Annotated in this window: 25 protein-coding genes; 6 read left to right on the forward strand and 19 right to left on the reverse strand. The window is 67.1% G+C overall.

All coding sequences use genetic code 11. The features are described from left to right. Positions 1-68 precede the first annotated feature (68 nt). Genes J7I44_RS06085 through J7I44_RS06105 form a run of 5 tightly spaced genes read right to left on the reverse strand, consistent with a single transcriptional unit; the run spans position 69 to position 5,221 of the window. Positions 69-2,264, reverse strand: coding sequence for a type IV pilus secretin PilQ (locus tag J7I44_RS06085; protein ID WP_209617430.1), 2,196 nt, complete (start codon positions 2,262-2,264; stop codon positions 69-71). Positions 2,265-2,317: 53 nt separating this feature from the next. Then, positions 2,318-2,860: a pilus assembly protein PilP gene (locus J7I44_RS06090; RefSeq protein ID WP_209617433.1), complete on the reverse strand. Its 543-nt coding sequence runs from the start codon at positions 2,858-2,860 to the stop codon at positions 2,318-2,320. After that, positions 2,857-3,528, reverse strand: coding sequence for a type IV pilus inner membrane component PilO (locus J7I44_RS06095; protein ID WP_209617436.1), 672 nt, complete (start codon positions 3,526-3,528; stop codon positions 2,857-2,859). Before J7I44_RS06095 ends, J7I44_RS06090 begins: the two co-directional genes overlap by 4 nt. Continuing rightward, complete coding sequence (locus J7I44_RS06100) at positions 3,525-4,163, reverse strand: PilN domain-containing protein (RefSeq protein ID WP_209617439.1); 639 nt, start codon at positions 4,161-4,163, stop codon at positions 3,525-3,527. Before J7I44_RS06100 ends, J7I44_RS06095 begins: the two co-directional genes overlap by 4 nt. Next, entirely contained in the window at positions 4,163-5,221 is a 1,059-nt protein-coding gene (locus J7I44_RS06105) for a pilus assembly protein PilM (protein WP_342451874.1), read from the reverse strand. The genes J7I44_RS06100 and J7I44_RS06105 overlap by 1 nt, the downstream gene beginning before the upstream one ends. Positions 5,222-5,472: 251 nt before the next feature. Here J7I44_RS06105 and J7I44_RS06110 point away from each other — a divergent pair, with 251 nt between their 5' ends. Beyond that, complete coding sequence (locus tag J7I44_RS06110; RefSeq protein ID WP_209617443.1) at positions 5,473-8,004, forward strand: penicillin-binding protein 1A; 2,532 nt, start codon at positions 5,473-5,475, stop codon at positions 8,002-8,004. Positions 8,005-8,077: 73 nt separating this feature from the next. Further along, positions 8,078-8,752, forward strand: a complete 675-nt coding sequence (locus J7I44_RS06115; protein WP_209617445.1) for a hypothetical protein — start codon at positions 8,078-8,080, stop codon at positions 8,750-8,752. A gap of 219 nt (positions 8,753-8,971) precedes the next feature. On the opposite strand, the gene J7I44_RS06120 is transcribed toward J7I44_RS06115, so the two are convergent. The 7 genes from J7I44_RS06120 to rpoZ all read right to left on the reverse strand — a co-directional run bounded on the left by J7I44_RS06120 (position 8,972) and on the right by rpoZ (position 17,179). Next, the gene (locus J7I44_RS06120; RefSeq protein WP_209617461.1) at positions 8,972-10,267 is read right to left on the reverse strand and encodes a citrate synthase; all 1,296 of its coding nucleotides are present in this window, start codon (positions 10,265-10,267) and stop codon (positions 8,972-8,974) included. Positions 10,268-10,516: 249 nt separating this feature from the next. Further along, positions 10,517-10,762, reverse strand: coding sequence for a type B 50S ribosomal protein L31 (locus tag J7I44_RS06125; protein ID WP_209617464.1), 246 nt, complete (start codon positions 10,760-10,762; stop codon positions 10,517-10,519). 120 nt (positions 10,763-10,882) lie between these two features. Then, the gene (locus tag J7I44_RS06130; RefSeq protein ID WP_209617467.1) at positions 10,883-11,815 is read right to left on the reverse strand and encodes a nucleoside hydrolase; all 933 of its coding nucleotides are present in this window, start codon (positions 11,813-11,815) and stop codon (positions 10,883-10,885) included. 80 nt (positions 11,816-11,895) lie between these two features. Next, on the reverse strand, positions 11,896-14,010 hold the full coding sequence (gene recG, locus J7I44_RS06135) for an ATP-dependent DNA helicase RecG (RefSeq protein ID WP_209617474.1): 2,115 nt from the start codon (positions 14,008-14,010) through the stop codon (positions 11,896-11,898). A 101-nt stretch (positions 14,011-14,111) separates the two neighbouring features. Beyond that, complete coding sequence (locus J7I44_RS06140) at positions 14,112-14,495, reverse strand: RidA family protein (RefSeq protein ID WP_091334502.1); 384 nt, start codon at positions 14,493-14,495, stop codon at positions 14,112-14,114. A 118-nt stretch (positions 14,496-14,613) separates the two neighbouring features. Further along, positions 14,614-16,773, reverse strand: coding sequence for a RelA/SpoT family protein (locus J7I44_RS06145; RefSeq protein ID WP_209617477.1), 2,160 nt, complete (start codon positions 16,771-16,773; stop codon positions 14,614-14,616). 112 nt (positions 16,774-16,885) lie between these two features. Next, positions 16,886-17,179 (reverse strand): DNA-directed RNA polymerase subunit omega, encoded by a 294-nt coding sequence (rpoZ, locus tag J7I44_RS06150; RefSeq protein WP_209617480.1) that lies wholly within the window; start codon positions 17,177-17,179, stop codon positions 16,886-16,888. A gap of 187 nt (positions 17,180-17,366) precedes the next feature. Between rpoZ and J7I44_RS06155 the strand changes: the two genes are divergently transcribed. Then, positions 17,367-18,197 (forward strand): MlaA family lipoprotein, encoded by an 831-nt coding sequence (locus J7I44_RS06155; RefSeq protein WP_425599746.1) that lies wholly within the window; start codon positions 17,367-17,369, stop codon positions 18,195-18,197. Between the two features lie 98 nt (positions 18,198-18,295). Here J7I44_RS06155 and J7I44_RS06160 read toward each other — a convergent pair whose 3' ends face one another. From J7I44_RS06160 to J7I44_RS06190, 7 genes are all read right to left on the reverse strand, one after another. Then, the gene (locus tag J7I44_RS06160; protein ID WP_209617486.1) at positions 18,296-18,595 is read right to left on the reverse strand and encodes an STAS domain-containing protein; all 300 of its coding nucleotides are present in this window, start codon (positions 18,593-18,595) and stop codon (positions 18,296-18,298) included. Continuing rightward, a complete protein-coding gene (locus J7I44_RS06165) occupies positions 18,592-19,263 on the reverse strand; it encodes an MlaC/ttg2D family ABC transporter substrate-binding protein (RefSeq protein ID WP_209617489.1) in 672 nt (223 codons plus the stop codon). The genes J7I44_RS06160 and J7I44_RS06165 overlap by 4 nt, the downstream gene beginning before the upstream one ends. 26 nt (positions 19,264-19,289) lie before the next feature. Then, positions 19,290-20,150: an outer membrane lipid asymmetry maintenance protein MlaD gene (mlaD, locus tag J7I44_RS06170; protein WP_209617492.1), complete on the reverse strand. Its 861-nt coding sequence runs from the start codon at positions 20,148-20,150 to the stop codon at positions 19,290-19,292. A 20-nt stretch (positions 20,151-20,170) separates the two neighbouring features. After that, positions 20,171-20,941, reverse strand: coding sequence for a lipid asymmetry maintenance ABC transporter permease subunit MlaE (mlaE, locus tag J7I44_RS06175; protein WP_209617495.1), 771 nt, complete (start codon positions 20,939-20,941; stop codon positions 20,171-20,173). After that, on the reverse strand, positions 20,938-21,765 hold the full coding sequence (locus tag J7I44_RS06180) for an ABC transporter ATP-binding protein (RefSeq protein ID WP_209617498.1): 828 nt from the start codon (positions 21,763-21,765) through the stop codon (positions 20,938-20,940). The genes mlaE and J7I44_RS06180 overlap by 4 nt, the downstream gene beginning before the upstream one ends. 114 nt (positions 21,766-21,879) lie before the next feature. Next, positions 21,880-22,542, reverse strand: a complete 663-nt coding sequence (gene gmk / locus J7I44_RS06185; protein ID WP_209617501.1) for a guanylate kinase — start codon at positions 22,540-22,542, stop codon at positions 21,880-21,882. Next, positions 22,539-23,402, reverse strand: a complete 864-nt coding sequence (locus tag J7I44_RS06190; protein WP_209617504.1) for a YicC/YloC family endoribonuclease — start codon at positions 23,400-23,402, stop codon at positions 22,539-22,541. Before J7I44_RS06190 ends, gmk begins: the two co-directional genes overlap by 4 nt. A gap of 76 nt (positions 23,403-23,478) precedes the next feature. Between J7I44_RS06190 and rph the strand changes: the two genes are divergently transcribed. The 3 genes from rph to hemW are packed head-to-tail and all read left to right on the forward strand — an operon-like array spanning position 23,479 to position 25,970. Continuing rightward, positions 23,479-24,201: a ribonuclease PH gene (gene rph, locus J7I44_RS06195; RefSeq protein ID WP_209617508.1), complete on the forward strand. Its 723-nt coding sequence runs from the start codon at positions 23,479-23,481 to the stop codon at positions 24,199-24,201. Between the two features lie 3 nt (positions 24,202-24,204). After that, complete coding sequence (rdgB, locus tag J7I44_RS06200) at positions 24,205-24,801, forward strand: RdgB/HAM1 family non-canonical purine NTP pyrophosphatase (RefSeq protein ID WP_209617511.1); 597 nt, start codon at positions 24,205-24,207, stop codon at positions 24,799-24,801. A 2-nt stretch (positions 24,802-24,803) separates the two neighbouring features. Continuing rightward, a complete protein-coding gene (hemW, locus tag J7I44_RS06205) occupies positions 24,804-25,970 on the forward strand; it encodes a radical SAM family heme chaperone HemW (RefSeq protein WP_209617515.1) in 1,167 nt (388 codons plus the stop codon). The last annotated feature ends 29 nt before the right edge of the window (positions 25,971-25,999 follow it).

The following is a 25,999-nucleotide window of genomic DNA, read 5'->3' on the forward strand; positions in this document are numbered from 1 at the left end:
GGTCGCGCTCGCATCCGCAAAGAAAAAGGGCGGCCCGAGGCCGCCCTTTTTTCCTGCACGACGTGCGCTTACTGCAGCGTTTCGCTGAGGATGCGCGGCGTCACGAAGATCAGCAGTTCGGCCTTGTTGTTGTTCTTGACCGTCTTGCGGAACAGCGCGCCCAGGCCGGGGATATCGCCCAGGCCCGGCACCTTGCTGATGGTGTTGGCCTTGGTGATTTCGTAGATGCCGCCGAGCACGACCGTCTGACCGTTGTCCACCAGCACCGAGGTGTTGATCTCGCGGGTGTCGATCTGCGGCACCTGGCCGCTGCCCGGGGCGTCGATGAACTTGGCCAACGCGTCCTTCTTGACGTTGATCTTCAGATACACGCGGCTGTCGGCAGTGATCGTCGGGGTCACGCGCAGTTCCAGCACAGCGTCCTTGAACTGCACCGTGGCGGTGCCGCTGCCGGCCGAACCGGTGGCGCTGTTCTGGTAGGTCACGTAGCCGATCTGCTGGCCCTGGCGGATGACCGCTTCCTGCTGGTTGGCGGTGATGACGCGCGGACTGGAGATGACCTCGCCACGACCTTCGGTCTGCGCAGCGGAAAGCTCCAGGTCGACCAGGTAGTTCGCGCCAAGGATCGCCAAGCCGAAGCTGCCCATCGGGTTGGCCGCCGGCAGATTCACGTTGAAGCCACCTGCGCCCGTCTGGTAGGTCGTCACGTTCGTGGCATTGGGCGCACCGGAGTTGTTGTTGCCACGCTCGATGGCCATGCTGCCGGCGCCGTTGGCGCCGCCCTGCGGAGCGGTGGTGATCACGTTGCCGCCGCTGGTGGTGTGCAGTGCCTGCACGCCCCACTTCACACCCAGCTCGCGGGTGAAGTCGTCGGTGGCCACCACGATGCGCGATTCGATCAGCACCTGTTGCACCGGGCGGTCGAGCACGCCGATCAGTTCGCGCAGCTCGCGGACCTTGTCCGGGGTCTCGTTGAGAAGCAGGGTGTTGGTGCGCTCGTCGTACGAGACGCTGCCGCGGGGCGAGAGGAAGCCACGGCTGCCGCTGCCGCCACTGCCGCCGGCGCCACCCTTGCTGCCGCTGGTCAGGAGTTTGGCGATGTCGGCCGCCTTGCCGTAGCTGATCGGCACATAGTCGGTGACGAGCTCGGCGGTGTCCTCGGCCTTCAGGCGGGCTTCGGCCAGATTCTGCTCGTAGTTGGCCAGCTCCTGCTGCGGAGCGATCCAGATGACGTTGCCGTCACTGCGCTTGTCCAGGCCCTTGGCACGCAGGATGACGTCCAGCGCCTGATCCCAGGGCACGTTGACCAGCCGCAGGGTAACGCTGCCACCCACGCTGTCGGCCACCACCAGGTTCTTCTTGGACATCTCAGCGATGAACTGCAACGCAGCGCGTACCGGGATGTCCTGGAAGTTGAAGGTCACGCGAGTGCCGCTGTAGGCCTGCGGCTGGCCCTTGGCGAGCTTGCCGTCGGCGACGGCGTCCTTCTTGGGCGCGACCTCGACCACGTACTGGTCGGCGGTCTGGTAGGAGGAGGTCTCCACGTTGCCCTTGAAGTCGATTTCCATGTGCGCACCGCCGCCCATGCCGGCACGGGTGGTGATCGACTGCACCGGCGTGGCGAAGTCGAGCACGTCCAGGCGCTGGGCCTGCTCGGCCGGCAGCTTCACGTGGTTCAGGTTGACGATGAGCTTGCCGCCCTCGCGGTGCATGTCGGCATCCGCGCCGGCGCCGCTGAAGCCGATCAGCACGCGGCCTTCGCCGTTCGGCCCGCGACGGAAGTCGATGCTGGAGACCGACGGACCGTTCATGGCCGAAGGCAGCGCCTTGGTCGGATCGACCGTCGCGGCGGTGGTGGTGGTTTGCGCGGCGGTACCGTTGTTGACGGTCATCACCAGATCGTTGCCGTCCACGCGCGTGGCGTAGGAGGCATCGCGCATCAGTTCAACCACGACGCGGGTGCGACCGCCCGCGGAAACGGCCGAAACGCCCGAGGTCGAGCCCTTGCCGATGTCCAGGTGGCGCGGCGCGGCATTGGCGGTATCGGCGAAATCGACCGCGATGCGCGGCGGATTGCCCGTGGTGAAGATGCGCGGCTGCGGCGGCGGGCCGCCAGCGAAGTTCATGTGCAGCTCGACCTTGCCCCCCGGCAACGTGTCGTAGCTGATTCCCTTGAGCGTGTTGGTGGCTGCCACGGCATCGCCGGCCCATGCGGCGGCGGCCATCAGCAGGCCGGTCAACAGGCAGCGGCGTGCTTGGCGCATGGCTCGGCCCCGGACAGGTTGGATGTGGTTGCTCATTGCGTCAGCCCCTGTGTTCATTTGTCGCCGAGCCCGATGCTGGCCGAACGTTCCATCCAGCCGCCATTGCCATTGGAAACCAGTTCGACGAGGTCGATGTGGTCTTCCGCGATGTCGGTGACCCGACCGTAGTTCTGTCCCATGTATTCGTTGGCATGGACACGGTGGATCACGCCACCGGGATCCTTCACCAGCGCTTCGATGCCTGCGCCGGTGCCGACCGTGCCCACCATCTTGAGGCTGTCCAGCGCGAACATCTCGAGCGGCTCCTTGGCGCGCCCCTCGTCCGGACGCGGTCCGTTCGACGGGCCGCTCGGCTGCAGCTCGGCGGTGCTCGCGCTGAACGGATCGCGCTTGCCGTCGTCGGAGTATTGGAAGGTCTCAAATGTCTTGATGACCGGCAGCGGCGGGATCGGCGCGCCCTTCTTGCTCTTTTCCTGGGCCACCCAGTCGCGCAGGTCGGACATGCCGCGGGTGCAACCGGCCAGCAGCAGCAAGGCGCCGAGCATCAGCAGCAACCGCGCCACATGGGTAGGCCTGATGGCGTTAAACCTGCTCATTTGCGCCCCCTCGCCTTGCCCTTGCCCTTGGCGGGCTTGGTCTCACCGCTCTCTTCGTCTTCCAGATAGCGGTAGGTCTTGACCGTGCCTTGCAACACCAGCTGCCCGCCGGCCGGTGGTTCGCCATTGGCGCCGATCGGAAGCTGCGTGGACAGCGAAACGTCGTGCATGGTGAGGATCACCACCCGCGGCAGCGAGGCGACGCCACTGATGAAATTGCCGAACTGGTGGTAGGTGCCGACCATCTTCAGGTTGATCGGCTCCTCGGCGTAGAAGTCCTTGGGCTGCTCGGTACCCGGATCGAACACCTGGATTTCCAGCCCTGCAGCCAGCGCGGTCTGCGAGATGTCCACCAGCAGCTCGGGCATCTCGGTCTTGCTGGGCAGCTGGCGCAGCAACTGGCGCAGCATGTCCTGCATCTCGTCGAGCTGCTGCTGCAGCGCTTCGAGGTTGACCGCCTTGGCCTGCTTCTGGGTGAACTCCTGCTTGAGCGACACCTCCTTCGCGGCCAGCGTCTCCAGGGAGTCCTGCTGGTCACTGACGTGCAGATACCAGCCAAGGAACATCACGACCAGGAACACCAGCACGGTGAAGAAGATCTTGATCGATTTGGACCAGCCGCCGATGTTGTTGCGGTCGAGGTTGCGCAGTTCGTCGAAGAACTTCATTTGGCAGCCCCCCCACTGACGGCCGCGGATCCCGATGCGGCGGGGGCACCGTTGCCCTGCAGCAGTACCGGCGTCTTGCCAGTCTCCTCTTCGGTCGGCTGGCTCAGCTTGACGCTCAAGCCGAACGTGTAGGGCATGCGCCCGGCGCGGTACTTGATTTCGGTCTTGTCCAGGTCCGCGTTGCCCATCCAGGGCGAGGCGTCGAGGTTGCGCATGTATTCGGCCACGCTGGCGTTGGACTGGGCCACGCCATAAAGCACCATCGAGTCGGAGTTCTGCTTCATGCTGGTAAGGCGGACGCTGGCCGGGATCGTCTTAACCAGTTCGTCGAACAGATGGACCATCTGCGAGCGGTTGGCCTGCAGTTGCTCGATGATCTGCTTGCGGGCAAGCAGGCGCTGGCGGACCTTTTCGAGGTCCTTGATCTTGGCGATGCGCTCGTCCAGCTGCTTGATTTCGCCCTGCAGGTAGGCGTTGCGCTCGTTCTGGTTGTCGATGCGCATGCCCATCCAGAACACCCACAGCAGCACGACCAGCAGCGCCGCCACGAAGGCCGCGCCCAGCTGCATGAAAAATTCCCGCTCGCGCTGCTTGCGCCGTTCGGCGCGCCAGGGAAGTAGGTTGATGTGTGCCATCAGTCGAAACTCCTGAGCGCCAGGCCGACGGCGATCATCAGCGCCGGCGCGTCCTGCGCCAGCGTCTGCGCCTGCACCTTGGGCGCCAGCGACATGCGCGCCAGCGGGTTGGCCACCATGCACGGCACGCCCAGCTGTTCCTCCAGCATCGGGCACAGTCCCTCGATCGACGCGCAACCGCCGGCCAGTACGACCTGGTCGACCTTGCTGTATTCGCTGCCAGCGAAGAAGAACTGCAGCAGGCGGCTGATCTGCTGGATCAGCGCCTCCTTGAACGGCTCCAGCGCCTCGGTCTCGTAGGACTCGGGCAGACCGCCCTTGCGCTTGGCACGGCCGGCTTCCTCATAGGACAGGCCGTAGCGGCGCATGATTTCATCGGTCAGCTGCTTGCCGCCGAAGACCTGTTCGCGCGAATAGATGGTGCGCTGGTGGCGCAGCACCGACAGCGTGGTCATGGTGGCGCCGATGTCGACCACGGCAACCAGCGCATCGCGGCCGACGTTGAGCTGGTCGACCAGCATCGCGAAGGCGTTCTCCATCGCGAAGGCTTCCACGTCGATCACCCTGGCGGTCAGCCCGCCCAGGTCCAGTGCGGCCACGCGCATGTCCACGTTCTCGGTGCGCGAGGCGGCCAGCAGAACGTTGTTCATGTCGGGGTTGTCGCGCACCGGCCCCATCACCTCGAAGTCGAGGCTGACCTCGTCGATCGGATAGGGGATGTACTGGTTGGCCTCGACCTGGATCTGTCCTTCGAGGTCTTCCTCGGACAGATCGCCGGACATCGGCACGATGCGCGTGATGACGGCCGAACCGGCAACGGCGGCGGCGGCATGTTTGAGCTTGGAACCGGAACGCGCCAACGCACGGCGGATCGCCTCGCCCACCGCCTCGACCTCGACGATGTTCTTCTCGACCACGGCATTGGGGGGCAGTGGCTCGACCGCGTAGTGCTCCACGCGATAACGGCCACCGGCCTGGCTCAGCTGTAGCAGCTTGACCGCCGTCGAACTGATGTCGACGCCGATCAGCGGCGGCTTCTTGGGTGTAAACAGACCCACGATTTTCCCCCTTGGCCCCTGGCGTCCAGGCCGGAAACCGGCGGATGCGCGAAGGCATTAGATCGAAAAATTAACGCTATGGCAACGGCCTACGGCAACTATCTCAACAAAATGGCGTGATGGCCTGCACATTTGGTTGACATTGCCCCTGGTGGGCCGTTTTCGCGATCCAGCCCCGGTTCGGGCGGGCGATCGATAGTGCAACATCTATACTCGACAGTGTTTTGACTTGAGTCTCGCTCTTCCAAACCATGCAAATTTTTAAGCGTCTGCTGCGCTGGGCCCTGGTCCTGGCCTTCACCGGTCTGTTGCTGGCCATCGCTGCCGTCGGAGTGGCCTACTGGTTGGTCTCCCCTCGCCTGCCCTCGGTGGCGATGCTCAAGGACTACCACATGCAGGTGCCGCTGCGGGTCCTCAGCGCGGACGGCAAACTGATCGCCACGTTCGGCGAAACCCGGCGCATCCCGGTCGACATCGACAAGGTGCCGGACAAGCTCAAGCACGCGGTGCTCGCGGCCGAGGACGCCGATTTCTACAACCATCCGGGCGTGGACTGGCACGGCATCGCCCGCGCCGGCTGGCACGTGATCATCTCCGGTGGCGACAAGGGCTCGGGCGGCTCGACCATCACCCAGCAGGTCGCGCGCAACTTCTTCCTGAGCCCGGAGAAGCTCTACTCGCGCAAGCTGATCGAGATCTTCATCGCGCTGCGCATGGAGAACGAGCTGACCAAGGACCAGATCCTGGAGCTTTACCTCAACAAGATGTTCCTGGGGCATCGCTCCTACGGCGTGGCGGCGGCCGCCGAGTATTACTACGGCAAGACGCTCGACCAGCTGACCATCGCCCAGTGCGCGACGATCGCCTCGACCTTCCAGCTGCCCTCGCTGGTCAACCCGATCAACAGCCCCAAGCGGATGCTGGCGCGTCGCAACTGGGTGATCGGCCAGATGCTGGAGCACCGCTATATCAGCAAGGCCGAGTACGAGCAGGCGGTGAACGAGCCGAACAACGCCTTCCCGCACGAACAGCCGATCGAGGTGGACGCACCCTACCTGGCCGAGATGGTGCGCCTGCAGGCACTCGACCGCCTGGGCAACGACGCGTTGACCGAGGGTTACGTGGTACGCACCACGGTGACAGGCGAGCGTCAGCAGGCGGCGGTGGAAGCGATGCGCGACGGCCTGATCGCCTACGACCGCCGCCACGGCTGGCGTGGTCCGGAGGCGCACCAGACGCTGGCGCCGGGTGCGGGCAACGACGACCTGGACCGCCTGCTGTCCGGGTACACCGATATCTCCGGCATGCAGCCGGCGATCGTCACGGCGGTCGACAACGGCAAGGCCACGCTGTACCTGGCCAGCCGGCAGACGGTGGAACTGGGCCTGGACGCGGTCGCCTGGGCGCGCCCCTACCGCAACGAGAACCACACCGGACCTTCGCCCAAGCAGGTGGACGACGTGCTCAAGCGCGGCGACATCGTGCGCGTGGCGCGCAACGACAAGGGCGACTGGGAACTGGCGCAACTGCCCAAGGTGCAGGGTGCGCTGGTCTCGGTAAACCCGGAGGATGGCTCGGTCCAGGCGCTGGTGGGCGGCTTCAGCTTCCTGCGCAGCAAGTTCAACCGCGCGGTGATGGCCGCGCGCCAGCCGGGCTCCAGCTTCAAGCCGTACCTGTATTCGGCCGCGTTCGAGCGCGGTTTCACGCCCGCGTCGATTGTCAACGATGCGCCGCTCGCCCTGCCCGACCCGTCCAAGCCGAACGGCCTGTGGACGCCGGAGAACGACGACGGCAAGTTCGAAGGCCCGATGCGTCTTCGCGAGGCGCTGGTGGAGTCGAAGAACCTGGTGTCGGTACGCCTGCTCGATGCGATCGGCGTACGGTTCGCGCGTGACTACATCTCACGCTTCGGCTTTCCGCTCGATGCGCTGCCCAAGAACCTGTCACTGGCATTGGGTACGGCCTCGGTCTCGCCGATGGGCATGGCGCGAGGCTACGCGGTGTTCGCCAACGGCGGTTATCTCGTCTCGCCGTACTTCATCAAGGAGATCGACGACCGCGACGGCAAGCCGATCTATGTGGCCAACCCGACCCGCGCCTGCCGCAACTGCCAGGAGCGCCTGCTCGACACCCGCCCGCCGGGCCCACCGCCCGCTGACCCGGGCGGCCATCCGGCCAACGCGATCGCGCAGGTGCCCGCGGGCGCCAGCACCGTCGCCGGCGTCGGTGATGCGGTGCTGCCGGCCGACGCCCACGGCGAGGGCGCGCACCCGCCGCTGCTCGCACCGCAAGTCATCGACGTGCGCAACGACTACCTGACCACCTCGTTGATGAAGGACGTCATCCTGCGCGGCACCGGCTACGCGGCCAAGGCGCTGGGCCGCGACGACCTGGCCGGCAAGACGGGCTCGACCAACGATCACCGTGATGCCTGGTTCGTCGGCTTCAACGGCGACGTCTCGACGTCCGTCTGGGTCGGCTTCGACGATTTCAGCTCGCTGGGCCGCGCCAACGGCGTGGGCGAATTTGGCGCGCAGGCCGCGCTGCCGATCTGGATGGAGTACATGGGCACGGTGCTCAAAGGCCTGCCTTCGAACGCGCTGTCGATGCCCCCGGGCATCGCCACCGTGCAGATCAATCGCCAGAGCGGCCTGCCGACCGCGCCCGACGACCCGAACGCGATGAGCGAGATCCTCAAGGTCGAGGACGTCGACCGCCTGCGCGCACAGGCCGCGCAGCAGCAGCAGAACCAGGACGAGCAGCACCCGTACGATATTTTCTGACGGACGCCTGCGGCGACGCACCCCTCACGCCGGATCGGCTTTGCTGACGATCCGGCCCTACCGGAGAAGCGACATGGCACGCGGCGAACACCATCGCATCCATGCCCAGGACCGCCAGCAGCGCAACCGGCTGCGCGTGGCCCAGGAAGCGGCCCGGCTGATGAGCGAGCACGGTATCCGCGACTTCCACCATGCCAAGCTCAAGGCTGCCGAGCGACTGGGCATCCACGACGCGCAGGCGCTGCCGCGCAACCAGGAAATCGAGGATGCGCTGCGCGAGCGCCAGCGCCTGTTCGACGCGGACAGCCAGCCACAACAGCTCGGCGCCCGCCGGGAGGCCGCGGTGGAAGCGATGCGTTTCCTCGACCGGTTCGACCCGCGGCTGGTCGGGCCGGTGCTCGAGGGCACGGCCGACGCACATTCGGCCGTCTGCCTGCACGTTTTCAGTGACGATCCCGACGCGGTCATGTTGTTCCTGCGCGAACACGGCGTGCCGGCCGAGCTGCAGACCCGTCGGCTGCGCCTGAGTCGCGAGGAGCAGGCGGACTATCCGGTGCTGCTGTTCGCTGCCGACGGCCTGCCGTTCGATCTGACGGTGATGCCGCGCGACGCCCTGCGCCAGGCGCCGCTGGACCGGATCGACGAAAAGCCGATGCGCCGCGCTTCGCTCGGCGCGGTGGAGGAACTGCTGGCCGAGCCCGATGCCGGGGACGAGTTCGAGCGGATGCTGGCCGCGGTCCGCCGCTAAGCCTTGCACATCGTGCGGGAGCCCACCCGTGCACGGCCGCCAAGCATCGGCCGGCCACGCGATCGCGTGTCCATCCCCCTATCCAACCAAGCCTCGCGTCCCAGCGCGCCCGCCCAGTACCGCCCGCGTGGTTGCGCGCGGGTGCACTCCTACGAGGTCATCGCAAACAAAAACGCCCCGGCATGACCGGGGCGTCCTGCATCCACACGAGCGCCGCTATCAGCGCTTGCCGAGCGCCGTGTAATCACGTACGTCGGCGCCGGTGTAGATCTGGCGCGGACGGCCAATGCGCGACCCGGGGGTCTCGTGCTGCTCGATCCAGTGCGAGATCCAGCCAGCAGTGCGGGCGATGGCGAACATTACGGTGAACATCTCGGTCGGGATGCCCAGCGCCTTGTAGATGATGCCCGAATAGAAATCGACGTTCGGATACAGCTTGCGCTCGACGAAGTATTCGTCCTTCAGCGCCGCCTCTTCCAGCTTCATCGCCACGTCCAGCAGCGGGTCGTTGACGCCGAGCTCGGCGAGCACCTTGTGGCACATCTCGCGGATGATCTTGGCGCGCGGATCGAAGTTCTTGTAGACGCGGTGGCCGAAACCCATCAGGCGGAAGTTGTCGTTCTTGTCCTTGGCGCGCTTGACGGCGGTCTCGACGCGATCGGGCGAGCCGATCTCCTGCAGCATCTCCAGCACCGCCTCGTTGGCGCCGCCGTGCGCCGGGCCCCACAATGCGGTGATGCCGGCGGCGATCGAGGCGTACGGGTTGGCTCCGGTGGAACCGACCAGGCGCACGGTCGAGGTGGAGGCGTTCTGCTCGTGGTCGGCGTGCAGGATGAACAACAGGTCCAGCGCCTTGGCGGCCACAGGATTCAACTGCAGCGGCTCGCTCGGCACCTCGAACATCATGTGCAGGAAGCGCTCGACGTACTCGAGATTGTTGCGCGGATAGCGGAACGGCCAGCCGATCGAATAGCGGTAGCACGCCGCCGCAATGGTGGGCATCTTTGCGATCAGGCGGATCGCGGCGAGCTTGCGGTCAGCCGGATCGTCGACGTTGAGATCGTCGTGGTAGAAGGCCGACAGCGAGGCGACCGAAGCGGCCAGCATGGCCATCGGGTGCGCGTCGTGGTGGAAGCCCTGGAAGAAGTTCTTCAGCGACTCGTGCATCATCGTGTGATGCGTGATCTGGTGCTCGAAGGTCGCAAATTCGTCCTTCTTCGGCAGCTCGCCGTTGAGCAGCAGGTAGGCCACTTCCAGGAAGGTCGACTTCTCGGCCAGCTGCTCGATCGGGTAGCCGCGATACAGCAGCACGCCCTTGTCGCCGTCGATGTAGGTGATCGCGCTCTTTGTGCTGGCGGTCGAACCGAAGCCCGGGTCGTAGGTGAAGTGGCCGGTGTCCTTGTACAGGGTGCCCAGGTCGATGCACGAGGGGCCCAGCGTGCCGCTCAGCAGGGGCAGCTCGGCGCTGCGGTTGCTCGATTCATCGACGAGCTTGACGACCTTGGAATCGGACACGGGAACCTCCTTCTCGAAAGACGTACCGGGGGCATCCGCGGTGGGCGCCGCCCGGCAAGGGAATGGCATCGCGCGGGGGAAAGCGGCCGATGCAACCGGCGCATTATCGCACATCGGCCGGCCCAACATCCGCCCGCGGATGGGCCGGATGGACACGCAAAAGGACACGGGGCGAGCCGCTGGCCCGCCCCGTGTCCTGGAATGTCAGGCCCGCCACTGCCGCGGCGGCGGGCGTAAAGCGACCTTCGCTTACTTCTGGCCGTAGCGACGGCGGAACTTGTCCACGCGACCGCCCACGTCGAGGGTCTTCTGCTTGCCGGTATAGAACGGATGCGAATGGCTGGAGATATCCACCTTGACCAGCGGGTACTCGTTACCGTCCTGCCACTTGACGGTTTCCTTGGTGGCGATCGTCGAGCGCGTCAGGAACGCGAAGTCGGACGACAGGTCCTGGAACACCACCGGGCGGTAGTTGGGATGGATATCAGGCTTCATGACGGGCTCAAAGCGGCGGGTGAAAAGAGCGGCATTGTAGCGGGCGGGTGACGGCAGGGTCAACTCAACGGAGAACGCGGGGCGCGAAGACCGTTCGCTGTTGCCGTCCGCCTGTCCGAATCATCCGGCACCAAGCGCCTCCCGCACCATCGCCGCGAAGCGGTCCTGGTCTAGCTCCAGCACCACATTGGCGTTGATCGGGCGACCCAGCCGACCGGCCCAGTCCACCACGGTGGCGCCACGGGTCAGGCGGCCATCAAGTTCGACCGCGACCGCGCGCCGTTCGCTGCGCACCACCACCGCCGGATCGATCGCCACCGCCATCGCCAGCGCATCGGCGGCAATGATCCCGCGGCGACCGCGCTCGCGGTTGGTCCTGCGCGCGACCTGGCAAATGCTTCCGTAGAACGCCGCGCGCTTGTCGCCGGCGGAGAGCCAGCCGTCGAACGCGTCTTCGTCGAAGGCATGTCGCAGCGTCAGCTCCCAGTCGACCAGATCGAAATCCCCGAACGCTTCGAACACCACGTGCGCGGCCTCGGGATCGAAGCCGATGTTGAACTCGGCCGGCACGCGACCGGTATTGCCCTGCCCGGTCACCGCGCCGCCCATCACCACCAGCCGCCTGACCCGCTGCGGCAGGGTCGGGTCCAGCCGCAACGCCAGCGCCACGTTGGTCAGTGGCGCCAGCGCCACCAGGGTCAACTCACCAGGCCGTTCGCGAGTCAGGCGCAGCAGCGCCAGTGCGGCCGCTTCGTCCGCCGCGGCAATCCCCGGCTGCGGGAATCCCACGTCACCGAAGCCGTCGCGACCATGCACGAAGGCTGCGTCCTCTTCGGGCAGGCGCACCAGCGGCGTGGCGCAACCGGGAAACACCGGCGTGCTCGCGCCGAGCAGATCTACCAGCACGCGCGCGTTGTGCACCGTGTGCTCCAGGCCGACATTGCCCGCGGCGATGGACAGACCGGCGACGTCGGCGTGTGCATGGGCCATCAGGATGGCGAGCGCGTCATCCACGCCAGGATCGGTATCGATCAGGAGCTGGGGTCGGGTCATCGCGTCGGGTGCCGGTAAAAACGACTAGCTTACGACCGCCAGCGATCGAAGAGACAGCAACGCGAGCCGACGCGAGCCGCTCAGGCGTGCGCGTAGCGCGCAGCGGCGCCGATCCAGCGCTCGATCAGCCGCTCGGCATCACGCGGATGCTGGCGCAACATCGCCTCGCCGACCTGCTGGACCGCCGGCAGCAGATGGGCATCGCGCGCCAGGTCGGCGATACGGAAGGCGAGCTGGCCGGTCTGGCGCGTGCCAAGCACCTCGCCGGGACCGCGCAGCTGAAGGTCCTTCTCGGCGATACGGAAGCCATCGCAGGTTTCGCGCATGACGTTGAGGCGCTCGCGCGCGAGCTGGCCGAGCGGCGGCTGGTAGAGCAGCACGCAGTTGGAGGCGACCGCGCCGCGCCCCACGCGCCCGCGCAACTGGTGCAACTGGGCCAGGCCCAGCCGCTCGCTGTTCTCGATCACCATCAGGCTTGCGTTGGGTACGTCAACTCCCACCTCGATCACCGTCGTGGCCACCAGCACGGACAGCCCGCCCGCCTTGAAGGCGTCCATGACGGCCTGCTTTTCCTTCGGCTTCATGCGGCCGTGGATCAGCCCGACGGAGCAGCCCTCCAGTGCGGCGGAAAGCTCCGCGTGCGCCACCTCGGCCGCCTGCGCACGCAGTTGCTCGGACTCCTCGATCAGCGTGCACACCCAGTAGGCCTGGCGACCTTCGGCGCAGGCGGCGTGGATACGCTCGATCACTTCGACGCGGCGCGCGTTGGACACGGCCACCGTCTGCACCAGGGTGCGCCCGGGCGGCAGCTCGTCGATGGAGGAGACGTCCAGATCCGCGTAGGCGCTCATCGCCAGCGTGCGCGGGATCGGCGTGGCGGTGAGCACCAGCTGGTGCGGCACCAGGTCACCTTCCAGGCCCTTGTCGCGCAGCGCCAGCCGCTGCTGCACGCCGAAGCGGTGCTGCTCGTCGACGATGACCAGGCCCAGCCGCGAGAACGCCACACCTTCCTGCATCAGCGCATGCGTGCCGATCACCACGGGCGCGCCGTCGGCGACGCAAGCCAGTGCCTGCGCGCGCGCCTTGCCCTGCTGCTTGCCGGCGAGCCATTGGACGTGGATGCCCAGTGGCTCCAGCCAGTGTCGGAAGTTGCGCAGGTGCTGCTCGGCGAGAAGCTCGGTGGGCGCCATCAAGGCCACCTGCCAGCCGGCTTCCACGGCAGCCAGCGCCGCCATGGCGGCGACCGCGGTCTTGCCGCTGCCGACATCGCCCTGCACGAGGCGCAGCATGGGTTTGGCGCAGGCGATGTCGGCAAGCACGTCGCGCGTGACCCGCAGCTGCGCGCCGGTGAGCTGGAACGGCAGGCTGCCGACGAATCGGCCGCGCAGTTCACCGTTTCCGTCCAGCGCCGGCGCACGCCGGCGACGCACGGCCGCGCGCATGCGCTTGAGGCTCAGGTGCTGGGTCAGCAGCTCCTCGAAGGCGAGCCGCTGCTGCGCCGGATGACTACCGTTGGTCAGGTCGGCCAGTGGCGCGTCCGGCGGCGGGCGGTGCACGTAGAGAAGTGCCTCGCGCAGCGAGGTCAGCCCATGGGCCAGGCACAGCGGCGGGGGAATGAGCTCCAGGGCTGCATCGGGCGGCAGCAGCGCGAGTGCCTTGTCGATCACGCCGGCCAGCCGCTTCTGGCCCAGGCCCTCGGTGGTCGGATAGATCGGGCTCAGCCGATCGTCGACCGCCACGGCCTGCTCATCGCCCACCCGCTGGTACTGCGGGTGCACCATCTCCAGCCCCTGCGCGCCATGACGTACCTCGCCATAACAGAGCAGCCTGACGCCGGGCTTGAGCTGGTCGGCCTGCGCGCGATGGAAATGGAAGAAGCGCAGCAGCAGCGTCTGCCGCGAGTCGTCGCCGATGGCGACCTTCAGCTGCGGCCGGTAGCGGAAGCCGCGCTCGACCGCTTCGACCGCCCCCACCACCTGCGCCCGCTCGCCCGCCTTCAGGTCACCGATGGCGGTGACGCGGGTCTTGTCCTCGTAGCGCAGCGGCAGGTGGAACCACAGGTCCTGCACCCGCTCCAGCCCGATCTTGGCGAGCGTGGCAGCGAGTGCAGGACCGACGCCCGGCAACGTGCCGACCGGCGCGAGGCCAGGGTCGGCAAGGGGCGGTACGGCGATGCTGGTGCTACGGGCGGGCATGAATCGCTAGCCTAGCCCAGCGGCCGGGCGAGATGCAGCAGCGTGGTGTGGGCACACGCCGCGCCGGACGGTCAGACCACGGCGCGGCGGGCGGGCATGCGTCAGTCCAGCACCATGATCGCGTCGATCTCCACCTGCGCGCCCTTGGGCAACGCCGATACCTCGATGGTGGAACGCGCCGGATAGGGCTGCTGGAAGTAGTCGGCCATCACCGCGTTGACCGCTGCGAAATTGGCCAGATCGGTGACATAGATGCCCACCCGCACGAACTGCGAGAACGAGCCGCCGGCTGCCTTGGCCACTGCGGCCAGATTGTCGAACACACGCCGGGTCTGTGTGCTGATGTCGCCCTCGACCAGCGTGCCGGTGGCCGGATCCAGCGGCGTCTGACCGGAGAAGTACACGGTGTTGCCGTGGCGCACCGCCTGTGAGTAGGGGCCAATCGCGGCGGGAGCCTGTTCGGAGTGGATGATGCTGCGGGACATGGACGGGCCTCGTTGGGGAAAAGGCGAAGTCTAAGGGAGCGGTTGCCTCGGCACGCAGATGGACTTCAGCCGACCACCACTTGCGTGGCTCGGCGGCGGGTTGAAGCCCACCCTACGCCTACAACGGATAGCGGTAGGCGCCACTGACCACGCCGGTGCGCCGCACGCGACGGATCACGTCGGCGAGGTGCTTGCGGTTCTTTACTTCCATCGCGAACAGCAGGGTGGCCGCGGCCGCGTCGCGCTCGACGTATTCGACGTTCTCGATGTTCGAATCGGCCGCGGCAATGGCCGCGGCGACGGTGGCAAGGACGCCGGGACGGTTGATGACTTCGATGCGCAGCTCCGCGCGGTAGTCGCCCTGCACGTCACGGTCCCATTCGATGCCGACGCAGCGCGCGGGCGACTTGCGGAACTCGGCCACGTTGGGACATTCCACACGATGAACCACGATGCCCTTGCCGGAGGAGAGGTAGCCGATGATCTCGTCGCCCGGCAGCGGATGGCAGCAATTGCCGAAGCTGAGCACCCCGCGCTCGGCGCCAGTGATGCGGATGTTCTCGTGGGTGTGCGGCGCTTCGGTCGGACGGCCACCACCGCGCAGCGCGACCAGGTGATGCGCGACCTGGTCCGGCATCCGGTTGCCCAGTGCGATGTCGGCCAGCAGTTCCTCGAGCCGACGCAGCTTCGCCTCCTCCAGGAAGCGCTCCAGCACCTTGGCCGGGATCGCGTCGATGTTGGTGCCCAGCGCGTCAAGCGCGCGGTCGAGCATGCGGTGGCCGAAGTCGACCGCGTCCTCGTGCTGGAGGTGTTTCAGGTACTGGCGAATCGCCGTGCGTGCCTTGCCGGTGACCACGAACTCCAGCCACGCTGGATTAGGCACCGCCGAGGGCGCCGTAATGATTTCCACCAGCTGACCGGACTCCAGCCGCGTGCGCAGCGGCAACAGCTTCTTGTCCACGCGCGCGGCCACCGCATGGTCACCCACGTCGGTGTGCACCGCGTAGGCGAAATCGAGCGCGGTGGAATTGCGCGGCAGCGCCAGGATGTCCCCACGGGGGGTGAACAAGTAGACCTCATCGGGAAAAAGGTCGATCTTGACGTTCTCGATGAACTCGGCCGACGAGGGCGTGTGCGCCTGGCTGTCGGCCAGTGCGGACAGCCACTCGCGCGCCCGTGCCTGCGCGCTGTTGGCCGGACCCGAATCGGTCTTGTAGGCCCAGTGGGCGGCCACGCCACGTTCGGCCACCGAATCCATTTCTGCAGTGCGGACCTGCACCTCGATCGGCGCGCCGAAGGGCCCCAGCAGCACCGTGTGCAGCGACTGGTAGCCGTTGGCCTTGGGAATGGCAATGAAATCCTTGAAGCGCCGGTCCACCGGGCTGTAGAGCGAGTGCACCGCACCCAGCGCCATGTAGCAGCTCATCGCGGTATCGACCACCACGCGGAAGCCATACACATCCATCAGCTGGGCAAAGCTCTTGTGCTCGTTGCGCATCTTCGAATAGATGCTCCACGGCGACTTGATCCGCCCGACGACCTTGGCCGGCAGATGCTCGGCAGCCAGCCGGGCGGCAAGCGCGTGCTCGATCTTGCTCATCACCTCGCGGCGATTGCCCAGCGCCGCACGGATGCGCTCGCTGATGACGCGATAGCGGTCGGGGTAGAGCGCGCGGAAGCCCAGGTCCTGCAGCTCCGCTTTGAACTTGTTCATGCCCAATCGCTGGGCGATCGGCGCGTAGATCTCCAGCGTCTCGCGGGCGATGCGCCGGCGCGAGGCGGCGTCCTTGGCGCCGAGCGTGCGCATGTTGTGCAGGCGGTCGGCCAGCTTGATCAGGATCACGCGAATGTCGCGCGCCATCGCCAGCAGCATCTTGCGGAAGCTCTCCGCGTCGGCTTCCTGCCGGTTGGAAAAGCGCATCTTGTCCAGCTTGGTGACGCCGTCGACCAGGTCGGCCACGGAATCGCCGAATTCGGCGGTGATGTCCTCGCGACTGAGCGCGGTGTCTTCGAGCGTGTCGTGCAGGATCGCCGAGATGATCGTCTCGGCATCCAGGCCCAGCTCAGCCAGGATGCCGGCGACGGCGACCGGATGGGTGATGTACGGCTCGCCGCTCTTGCGCGCCTGCCCACGATGCGCGTGCGCACCGACCTCGTAGGCGCGCAGCACGCGCGCCACCTGGGCTTCCGGCAGATAGGCCACGCGCTCCTTGAGCGCCAGCACGTAAGGGGGCAGCAAGGACGGGTCCACGGAATCGGAGGGCGTGGTCGCCGTCATGGGTTCGCGATCCCCGTTCAGACAGTGCTTCCGTGCGGGTGATGGCCGGCCACGACAAGGTTGCCGGCGGGGCCGGCAGGGCGACTGCGCGGTCGGCAGCCGCCAGCGGGCATCAGTCGTCGCCGCCCTTGGACAGGTCGTCGTTGTCGACTTCGGCGGCCGCCCATTCCAGCGCCTCGCGCTCGGCGCGCTCACGCTCGGCGCGATCGATCTCGTCGATGGTGGCCTGGTCGATGCGACGATCGGCGATTTCACGCAGGGCAAGCACCGTCGGCTTGTCGTTGTCCGGGTGGACCGCCGGCTCGGCACCCTTCTCCAGCTGGCGGGCGCGCTTGGTCGCCATCAGCACCAGCTCGAAGCGGTTGTCGACCACCTCGAGGCAATCTTCCACGGTAATGCGGGCCATAAATCCTCAGGCACAAAGGCAACTTAGAGACGGGCAAGTGTAGCGGAGCGGCGGCTTGGCTGGCAATGCGGCATGCGCGTATCATGCGCGGTTCGATCGCCGGCGAACGGCGCCGATCCGCCTGACTGCAAAAATATAGAACCAGGCGGTACACTTTTGCGGTACCCGTAGCGGATCTCTTCAGCCGATGCTTTCCTTGCCCCGATTCTCCCCCAGCCGCCTGCTGCCGCTGGCTGCCCTGGCCTTGCTGGCCGGCTGCACCATTGCCAAGCCGCGCACCGACGATCCGCTGGAGAAGTTCAACCGCAAGGTCTACTCGTTCAATAACGCGGTGGACCAGGCGGTGATCCGCCCGGTGGCGGTGGGTTATCGCAAGGTCACCAATCCACCGGTACGCCGTTCGGTCAGCGACTTCTTCACCAACATCCGCATGCCGATCACGGTGGCCAACGACCTGCTGCAGGCGCGGCCGAAGCACGCCCTGCAGAGCACCGGGCGCTTCCTGGTCAACCTCACGCTGGGCCTGGGTGGTTTCTTCGACCCGGCCAGCCAGCTCGGCATTCCGCTGGAAGACAACGATTTCGGCGTGACCCTGGCGCGCTGGGGCGTGCCTGACGGCGACTACCTGGTGCTGCCGCTGGTCGGCCCGACCACCGTGCGCGATGTGTGGCGCATGCCGGTGGACAGCTACTTCTTCGATCCGCTGTCGATCTACGCGCGCAACCACGATTTCAAGTACGGCCAGCAGTACCTGCCGCAGATGATGTACCTGGTAACGCTGCGCTCGCGTGGCATCGATGCGGAGAGTTTCCTGGAATCGGCCTACGACCCGTACGTGTTCATGCGCGACGCCTACCGCCAGCGGCGTCTGTACCAGATCTATGACGGCAACCCGCCGGCCGAGGTCATCCAGCAGATGCAGGGCCTGAACGACGACAACTTCGATCCCGAGCAATTGCTGGACGAGCAACACCAGTGGGAAAACAAGCATTCGGACAGTGACCAGAAACAGCCGTAGGGTGGGCTTCGACCCACCACCCGGCAAGGTGGGCTGAAGCCCACCCTACGAAAAAGGGGCCTTGCGGCCCCTTTTTCTTGTTTGCGCATCGCCCTGGCTCAACCGACCAGGTCGTCCACCTCGCAGACCTGCGCCAGCGCGCGCATGCCCTCGGGCATGTTTTCCACCGCCAGCGCACGCCCCAGTTGGCGCGCCTGCGCCTGCGCCGCCAGCACGCAGGCGAGGCCTGCGCTGTCGCTGCGTTCCACGCCCGCAAGGTCCAGGCGCGCCACGGCTCCATCCGCCAGCGCCCTGCCGATCGCCTCCAGCGCGGCGGCAGCGGTATCGAAGCTCAGCACACCGCTGACGCCGAGCGTGCCCGGTGCCTCGCGGCGCAGATCGAAAGCTGCCGCGCTCACGAGGCCTTGGCGTCCTTGTCCATCGACTCGAGCGCTTTCTCGCCCTGGTTCTCCAGGTTGGCGATCAGCTTCTCGATGCCGACCTTGCGGATCTCCGCATCGACCTGGTTGCGGTAGTTGGTGACGTAGGAGATGCCCTCGATGATCACGTCGTAGGCCTTCCAGTCGCCTTCCTTGCTCTTGCGGAAGGCGTAGTCGACCGAGAGCTTCTTGCCGTCGTCCAGCACCACCTGGGTGCGCACGACGGTGCGCTTGTCGTTCAGGTCGCCACTGAACGGCAGCACCTGCACGGCGCCCTTGGTGTAGTTGAGCAGGCCTTCGGCGTAGCGGTGGGTGATCGAGTTGTAGAACGCCTTGGCGAAGCGCTCGCGCTGCTCGGGCGTGGCCTCGCGGGCATGGCGGCCGAGCACCAGGATCGAGGCGTAGTCGATGTCGAAGTGCGGCAGGAAGACGTCGTCGATCACCGAGATCAACTTTTCCTTGTCATTCTTCAGCTCGTCTCGATGGCCGGCGATGGTGCTGTCCAGCTGGTGGGCGATCTCCTGGACCACCTGCTCCGGGGTCTGCCGGGACACCGGCGCCTGTGCGGCCGCATCCTGAGCCAACACGGGCGAGGCGGCCACCGTACCGAACGCGATGACCATGGCGAAAGCCAGAGTGCGCAACATGGGGAAACTCCTTGTGGGAAGCCGGCTCATTGCTTGCCGGCGGGGGATTCGTTGGCGGCGTCCTTCTTTTCGGACGGGGAGCCGTTGACCAGGAACTTGCCGATCAGGTCTTCCAGCTGCATCGCCGACTGGGTCAGCACCATTTCATCGCCGTTCTTCAGGAACTCCGGCGAGCCGCCGGGCTGGATCGCAACGTACTGGGTGCCGATCAAACCGCTGGTGAACACCGCGGCGGCCGAATCGTCCGGTATCTGGTCGTATTTCTTGTCGATCGACAGCTCCACCTCGGCGTCGAGCTTGACCGGGTCGGCGTGCACGGCCGCCACGCTGCCGATCGCCACGCCAGCCATCTTCACCGGCGCGCCGACCGAGAGCGCGCCGACGTTGCTGAAGCGCGCCTTCACCGTGTAGCTGCCGCCCAGGTTGTCCGCCACGCCGCCGGCGCCGAAGAACTTGCCCAGCATCTCCTCCAGCTGCTGCGCGGGCTTGGTGCGCGCCAGCGTGCCGCCGTCGGCGAGGTCTTTTTTCGAGCTGCCGTACTGGATCCCCACGTACTGGTCGCCGAGCAGGCCGCTGGTGAAGATCGTGGCGACCGAATCGTCCGGAATGTGGCTGTAGTCCTGGTCGATTGACAGGGTCACGTCGGCCACTTCCTGCTTCGGATCGAGCACGATCGCGCTCACCTGGCCCACGCGCACGCCGGCGATCTTCACCGGCGCGCGCTCCTTGAGCTGGCCGATGTTGGCGAAGCGGGCCTGGACGCTGTAGCTGGCGCCCTGGTGTGTATTGGCGACCGAGGTCGTCTGCGTCGCCAGGTACGCCAGCGCGGCGAAGCCGAGCACGATGAACAGGCCGGTGCCCACGGCGTAGGAATGTCTCTGGCTCACGGCTCAGGTCCTCAGGGGAATCACATCAAAAACGCGGTTAGCACGAAGTCCAGCGCAAGGATCGCGATGGACGAGGCGACCACGGTACGGGTGGTGGCGTAGGCCACGCCTTCGCTGGTCGGCGGCGTGGTGTAGCCCTGGTAGACGGCGATCAGCGAGACCACCGCGCCGAAGACCAGGCTCTTGACCAGGATGCCGTTGACCACGTCTTTCCAGACATCGACGGTGGCGGTCATGTTCGACCAGAACGTGCCGTTGTCGATGCCCAGCCAGGTCACCCCGACCAGGTGGCCACCGAAGATGCCCAGCGCGCAGAACACCGCGCACAGCAGCGGCATCGCAATCAGGCCAGCCAGATAACGCGGTACCGCGACGTAGGCGATCGGGTCGACCGCCATCATTTCCATCGCGGCCAGCTGGTCGGTCGCGCGCATCAGGCCGATTTCGGCCGTGATGGAGGTGCCGGCGCGACCGGCGAATAACAGCGCGGTAACGACCGGGCCGAGCTCGCGGTAGATCGCGATGGCCACCACCGTGCCGCTGGCGGCGGTGCCGCCGAAGATCGACAGCACGTAGTAGAGCTGCAACCCAAGCACCATGCCGACGAACAGGCCGCAGACCATGATGATGGTCAGGCTCATCGCGCCGACGAACCACAGCTGGCGCACCGTCTCGCGCAGGTAGCGCAGGCTGCGCGGCACCGCCGCCAGCAGGGTCAGCCCGAACAGGCCGGCCTCGCCGATCTGCGCCAGTGCGTTGAGGATGACGTTGCGTTGCGGGCGGGCGCTCATGCCTTGGTTCCTGCCAGGCCGAGCGCCTGGGCGTAATCGCCGGCGGGGTACTGGAACGGCACCGGGCCGTCGATGTCGCCACCGAAGAACTGCCGCGTCCACGGCGAGCCGTCGTCGGCGATCGTCTTCGGATCGCCCTGGGCCACCACCTTGCCGCTGGCGATCAGATAAACCAGGTCGGCCACCTGCTTGATCGCGTCCAGCTCGTGCGCCACCAGCACACTGGTGATCCCCAGCGTCTCGTTCAGCGTGCGGATCAGCTTGAGCACCTGGCTCAACGCAATCGGATCCAGACCGACGAAAGGCTCGTCGTAGAGGATCAGCATCGGATCGAACACGATCGCCCGCGCCAGCGCCACGCGACGGGCCATGCCGCCGGAGAGCTCCGCCGGCATCAGCCCCGCGGCACCGCGCAGGCCCACCGCCTGCAGCTTGGTCAGCACGATGTTGCGGATCAGCACTTCGGGCAGCTTCGTGTGCTGACGCAACGGAAAGGCCACGTTCTCGAACACGTCGAAATCGGTCAGCAGGGCCGAGTTCTGAAACAGATAGCCGATCTTCTCGCGCAGGCCGAACAGCTTCTCGCGCGACAGCTCCGGCACGTCCCGCCCGTCGACAATCACCTGCCCCGCGTCGCCACGCATCTGGCCGGTGATGTGCTTGAGCAGCGTGGTTTTCCCGGTACCGCTCGGCCCCATGATGGCCGTCACCTTGCCGCGCGGGATGTCCAGATCCAGCGCGTCGAAGATGGTCTTGCCGTTGAGCACCGTGGTCAGGCCACGGATGGACACCAGCGGTTCGGGAGAGGCGGCGGGGGCGGTCATAAGCGGGCTAAGGTAGCCGAGCGGTGAAGACAGGCCAAGCGCCGGAGAGCCCGGGTCGTGGAATTCGCGTAACCGGCGTCGCCGCCGGGGAGGAACGCAACGGGGGCGCGAACGCTAGCGAACGATTCCCGATTCCCGGTTCCCGATTCCCGGCTCCTCAAGCAGCTCGGCAATCAACGCCTCGTGCCGCTTCCACTGCAGCTCGCCGCGATGGCGCACCGCCCGCACGATCGCCTGCAGGTCGCCCAGCGCCTCGTCGAAGCCGTCGTTGACCACGATGTAGTCGAACTCGTGCGCGTGGGAAATCTCCTCGCGCGAGTTATGCAGGCGCCGCTCGATCACCTCCGGCGTGTCCGACCCGCGTCCGCGCAGCCGCCGCTCGAGCTCGGCGCGCGAGGGCGGCAGGATGAACACGCTTACGCAAGTGGGCTTCGCGCGACGGATCTGCGCGGCGCCCTGCCAGTCGATCTCCAGCAGCACGTCGCGGCCCTGGTCGAGCAGTTCCTGCACCGTCGCCACCGACGTGCCATAGAAATTGCCGTGCACCTCGGCGTGTTCGAGGAACGTCCCGGCGGCGATCTGCCGCTCGAACTCCGCGCGCTCGACGAAGTAGTAATGGCGCCCGTACTCCTCGCCCACCCGCGGCGGACGCGTGGTGTGCGAGATCGACAGCGAGATGGTCGGTTCGCGTTCCAGCAGCGCGTTGACGAGCGTGGACTTGCCGGCACCGGAAGGCGCAGCAACGATGAACAGGGTTCCGGGCTGCGCGGCGCTCATTCGATGTTCTGCACCTGCTCGCGCATCTGCTCGATCAACACTTTCAGTTCCACCGCAGCGTTGGTCGAGCGTGCATCGACCGATTTGGAGCCGAGCGTGTTGGCTTCGCGGTTGAACTCCTGCATCAGGAAGTCCAGGCGGCGGCCGACCGGTTCCTTCAGCCCCAGCACGCGGCGGGTTTCGCCGACATGGGTAGCCAGGCGGTCGAGCTCCTCGTCGACGTCGCTGCGGGTGACCTGCAGCACCAGCTCCTGCTCCAGACGACCGGGGTCGGCGGGTTGCTTGAGGTCGGCCAGGCGGGCTTCCAGGCGCGACCGCAGCGCGGTGCGGATTTCCGGCATCCACTGGCGTACCTGGGCCACGATCTTCTCGATCGCATCGAGCTTGTCGCGCAGGATCGTCTCCAGCTGCGCGCCCTCACGCTCGCGGGTGGCACTGAGCGCGTCGAGCGCGCGGTCAAGCACCTCGAACAGGGCCGCCTGTTGGGCATCGGCATCCACTTCCGCCTGGCGCAGCACGCCCGGGAAGCGCAGCAGCTCGGTCAGCTGCACCTGCATGCCGGGGAAACGGCCGGCAAGTTCGCGATTCAACGTCGCCAGGCGACCGAGCGTCACCTCGTCCACTTCCAGCGACTCGCCCCGCGCCTCGCCCCCGCGCAGGCGCACGGTGAGATCCACCTTGCCGCGCGACAGCCGCGCGGCCACGCGCTCGCGCAGCGCCGACTCGAAGCTGCGCAGCTCTTCCGGCAAGCGCGGGCTGAGCTCCAGGTAACGGTGGTTGACGGTGCGCAGCTCGCAACTGAGCGTGCCGGCAGGGCCGGCGGTTTCGGCACTGGCGTAGGCCGTCATGCTGCGGATCATGCGTCGAGCCTTACGGTCGGGGGAAAGCGGCAATGGTAAACTCTCGCGTCCCGCCTTGCCCAACCCGAGATCCGCCATGACCCGTCCGAGCGGCCGCGCCAGCGACCAGCTTCGCCCGGTGACGCTGCAGCGTCACTACACCCGTCACGCCGAAGGTTCGGTGCTGGTGAGCTTCGGCGACACCCGCGTGCTGTGCACCGCCAGCATCGAAGACCGCGTGCCGCCGTGGCTGCGCGGCAAGGGCGAGGGCTGGGTCACCGCCGAGTACGGCATGCTGCCGCGCGCCACCGGCACGCGCACCCAGCGCGAGGCAGCGCGCGGCGTGCAGGGCGGGCGCACGCTGGAAATCCAGCGCCTGATCGGCCGCAGCCTGCGTGCCTGCGTCAACCGCCAGGCGCTGGGCGAGCGTGTGATCACGCTGGATTGCGACGTTATCCAGGCCGACGGCGGCACCCGCACCGCGGCAATCACCGGCGCCTACGTGGCGCTGGTCGACGCGGTCAACTTCCTGATGAAGCGCGAGAACCTCAAGCGCAGCCCGATCATCGGCGCGGTCGCGGCGGTATCGGTCGGCGTCTACAAGGGCGTGCCGGTGCTGGACCTGGATTACGCCGAGGACTCCGCCTGCGATACCGACATGAACGTCGTGATGAACGACGGCGGCGGCTTCATCGAGGTGCAGGGCACGGCCGAGGGCCACGCGTTCCGCCGCGACGAGATGGACGCCATGCTGGCGCTGGCCGAAAAGGGCATTGCCGAACTGGTCGCCGCGCAGCGCGCCGCGCTGGCGGAGGGCTGAGCCGTGCGTCGCCTGGTGCTGGCCAGCGGCAACCGCGGCAAGCTCGCGGAGTTCGAGCACCTGCTCGCCGACGGCGGCTTCGAGGTCGTCGCCCAGGGCAGCCTGGGCGTGCTCGACATCGAAGAGACCGGCACCACCTTCGTGGAGAACGCGCTGCTCAAGGCGCGCCACGCCGCACGCATCACCCGGCTGCCGGCGCTGGCCGACGACTCGGGCCTGTGCGTGGAACACCTCGATGGCGCCCCGGGCCTGTATTCGGCCCGCTACGCCGGCAGCCATGGCGACGCGGCCGCCAACCGCGCCAAGCTGCTGCATGCGCTTGAGGGCGTACCGGCCGAACGCCGCGGCGCCTTCTTTATCTGCGTGCTGGTGCTGCTGCGCCACGCTGACGATCCGGCCCCGCTGATCGCCGAAGGTCGCTGGCACGGCCGCGTGCTGGAGGCCGAGCGCGGCAATCTTGGCTTCGGCTATGACCCGTTGTTCCTTCCAGACGGCCAGTCCCAATCCGCCGCCGAACTCGATCCGGCGCTCAAGAACCGCCTTAGCCACCGTGGCCAGGCGCTGGCGGAGTTGCACGCCCGGCTGAGCGCCGGGCACTAGCCATGGCGTTGATCGCGCCGCCGCTGGCGCTGTACGTGCACATGCCCTGGTGCGTGAAGAAGTGTCCGTACTGCGACTTCAACTCGCACGGCGTGCGCGGCGAGCCGCCGCCCTACGCGACCTATGTCGACACCCTCCTGGCGGACCTGGACGCGGACCTGGCCGATTTCGGCGCCGCCGTCGAAGGCCGCTCGATCGTCAGCGTCTTCTTCGGCGGCGGCACGCCCAGCCTGTTCGCGCCCGAGCACATCGCGCGCTTCCTGGATGGGGCCCGCGCGCGATTGCCCTTCGTGGGCGACTGCGAAATCACGCTGGAGACCAACCCCGGCACGGTCGAACACGGCCGCTTCGATGGCTACCTGGCGGCCGGGGTGAACCGGCTTTCCTTCGGCATCCAGAGCTTCGACGACGACAAGCTCGCGCGCCTGGGCCGCATCCATTCCGCGGCCGAGGCCGAGGCAGCGGTGAAGTCGGCGCAGGACGCGGGCTATGCCAACCTCAACCTCGACCTCATGTACGCGTTGCCGCAGCAGTCGCTCGAAGGCGCGCTGGCCGACGTGGAGCGTGCGCTCGCGCTCGCGCCGACCCACGTCTCCCATTACCAGCTCACGCTCGAGCCTAACACCGCCTTTGCCGCCAGCCCGCCGCCGCTGCCCGACGACGATGCGGCATGGGCCATGCAGGAAGCCTGCGAAGCGCGCCTGGCCGAGGCCGGCTACGGCCAGTACGAGGTGTCTGCCTACGCGCGGCCCGACCGGCGCTGCCGACATAACCTCAATTACTGGGAATTCGGCGACTACCTGGGCATTGGGGCCGGCGCGCACGGCAAGCTCACCGACGCGGCCGCCGGCACGGTGCTGCGGCGCTGGAAGAGCCGCCACCCGCGCACTTACCTGGAGGCCACCGGCGGCCCCGCGCGCATCGGCGGCGACGGCCCGGTCGAGCCGGCCGAGCTACCGTTCGAGTACATGCTCAACGCCCTGCGGCTTTACCAGGGCGTGCCGCTGGACGCGTTCACCCAGCGTACCGGGCTAGCGCTCGAACGCATCGCCCCTGCGCTGGACCAGGCGCGCACCCGTGGCTGGCTGCAGGATATCCCGGGACGGCTGCAGCCCTCGCTGCTCGGCCAGCGCTTCCTCAACGACCTGATCGAGCTGTTCATGGCCTGACGCCGTGAAATCCGGCCTATGGCGGAGCG

The organism is Frateuria flava (assembly GCF_017837635.1).
Lineage (GTDB): Bacteria > Pseudomonadota > Gammaproteobacteria > Xanthomonadales > Rhodanobacteraceae > Frateuria_A > Frateuria_A flava.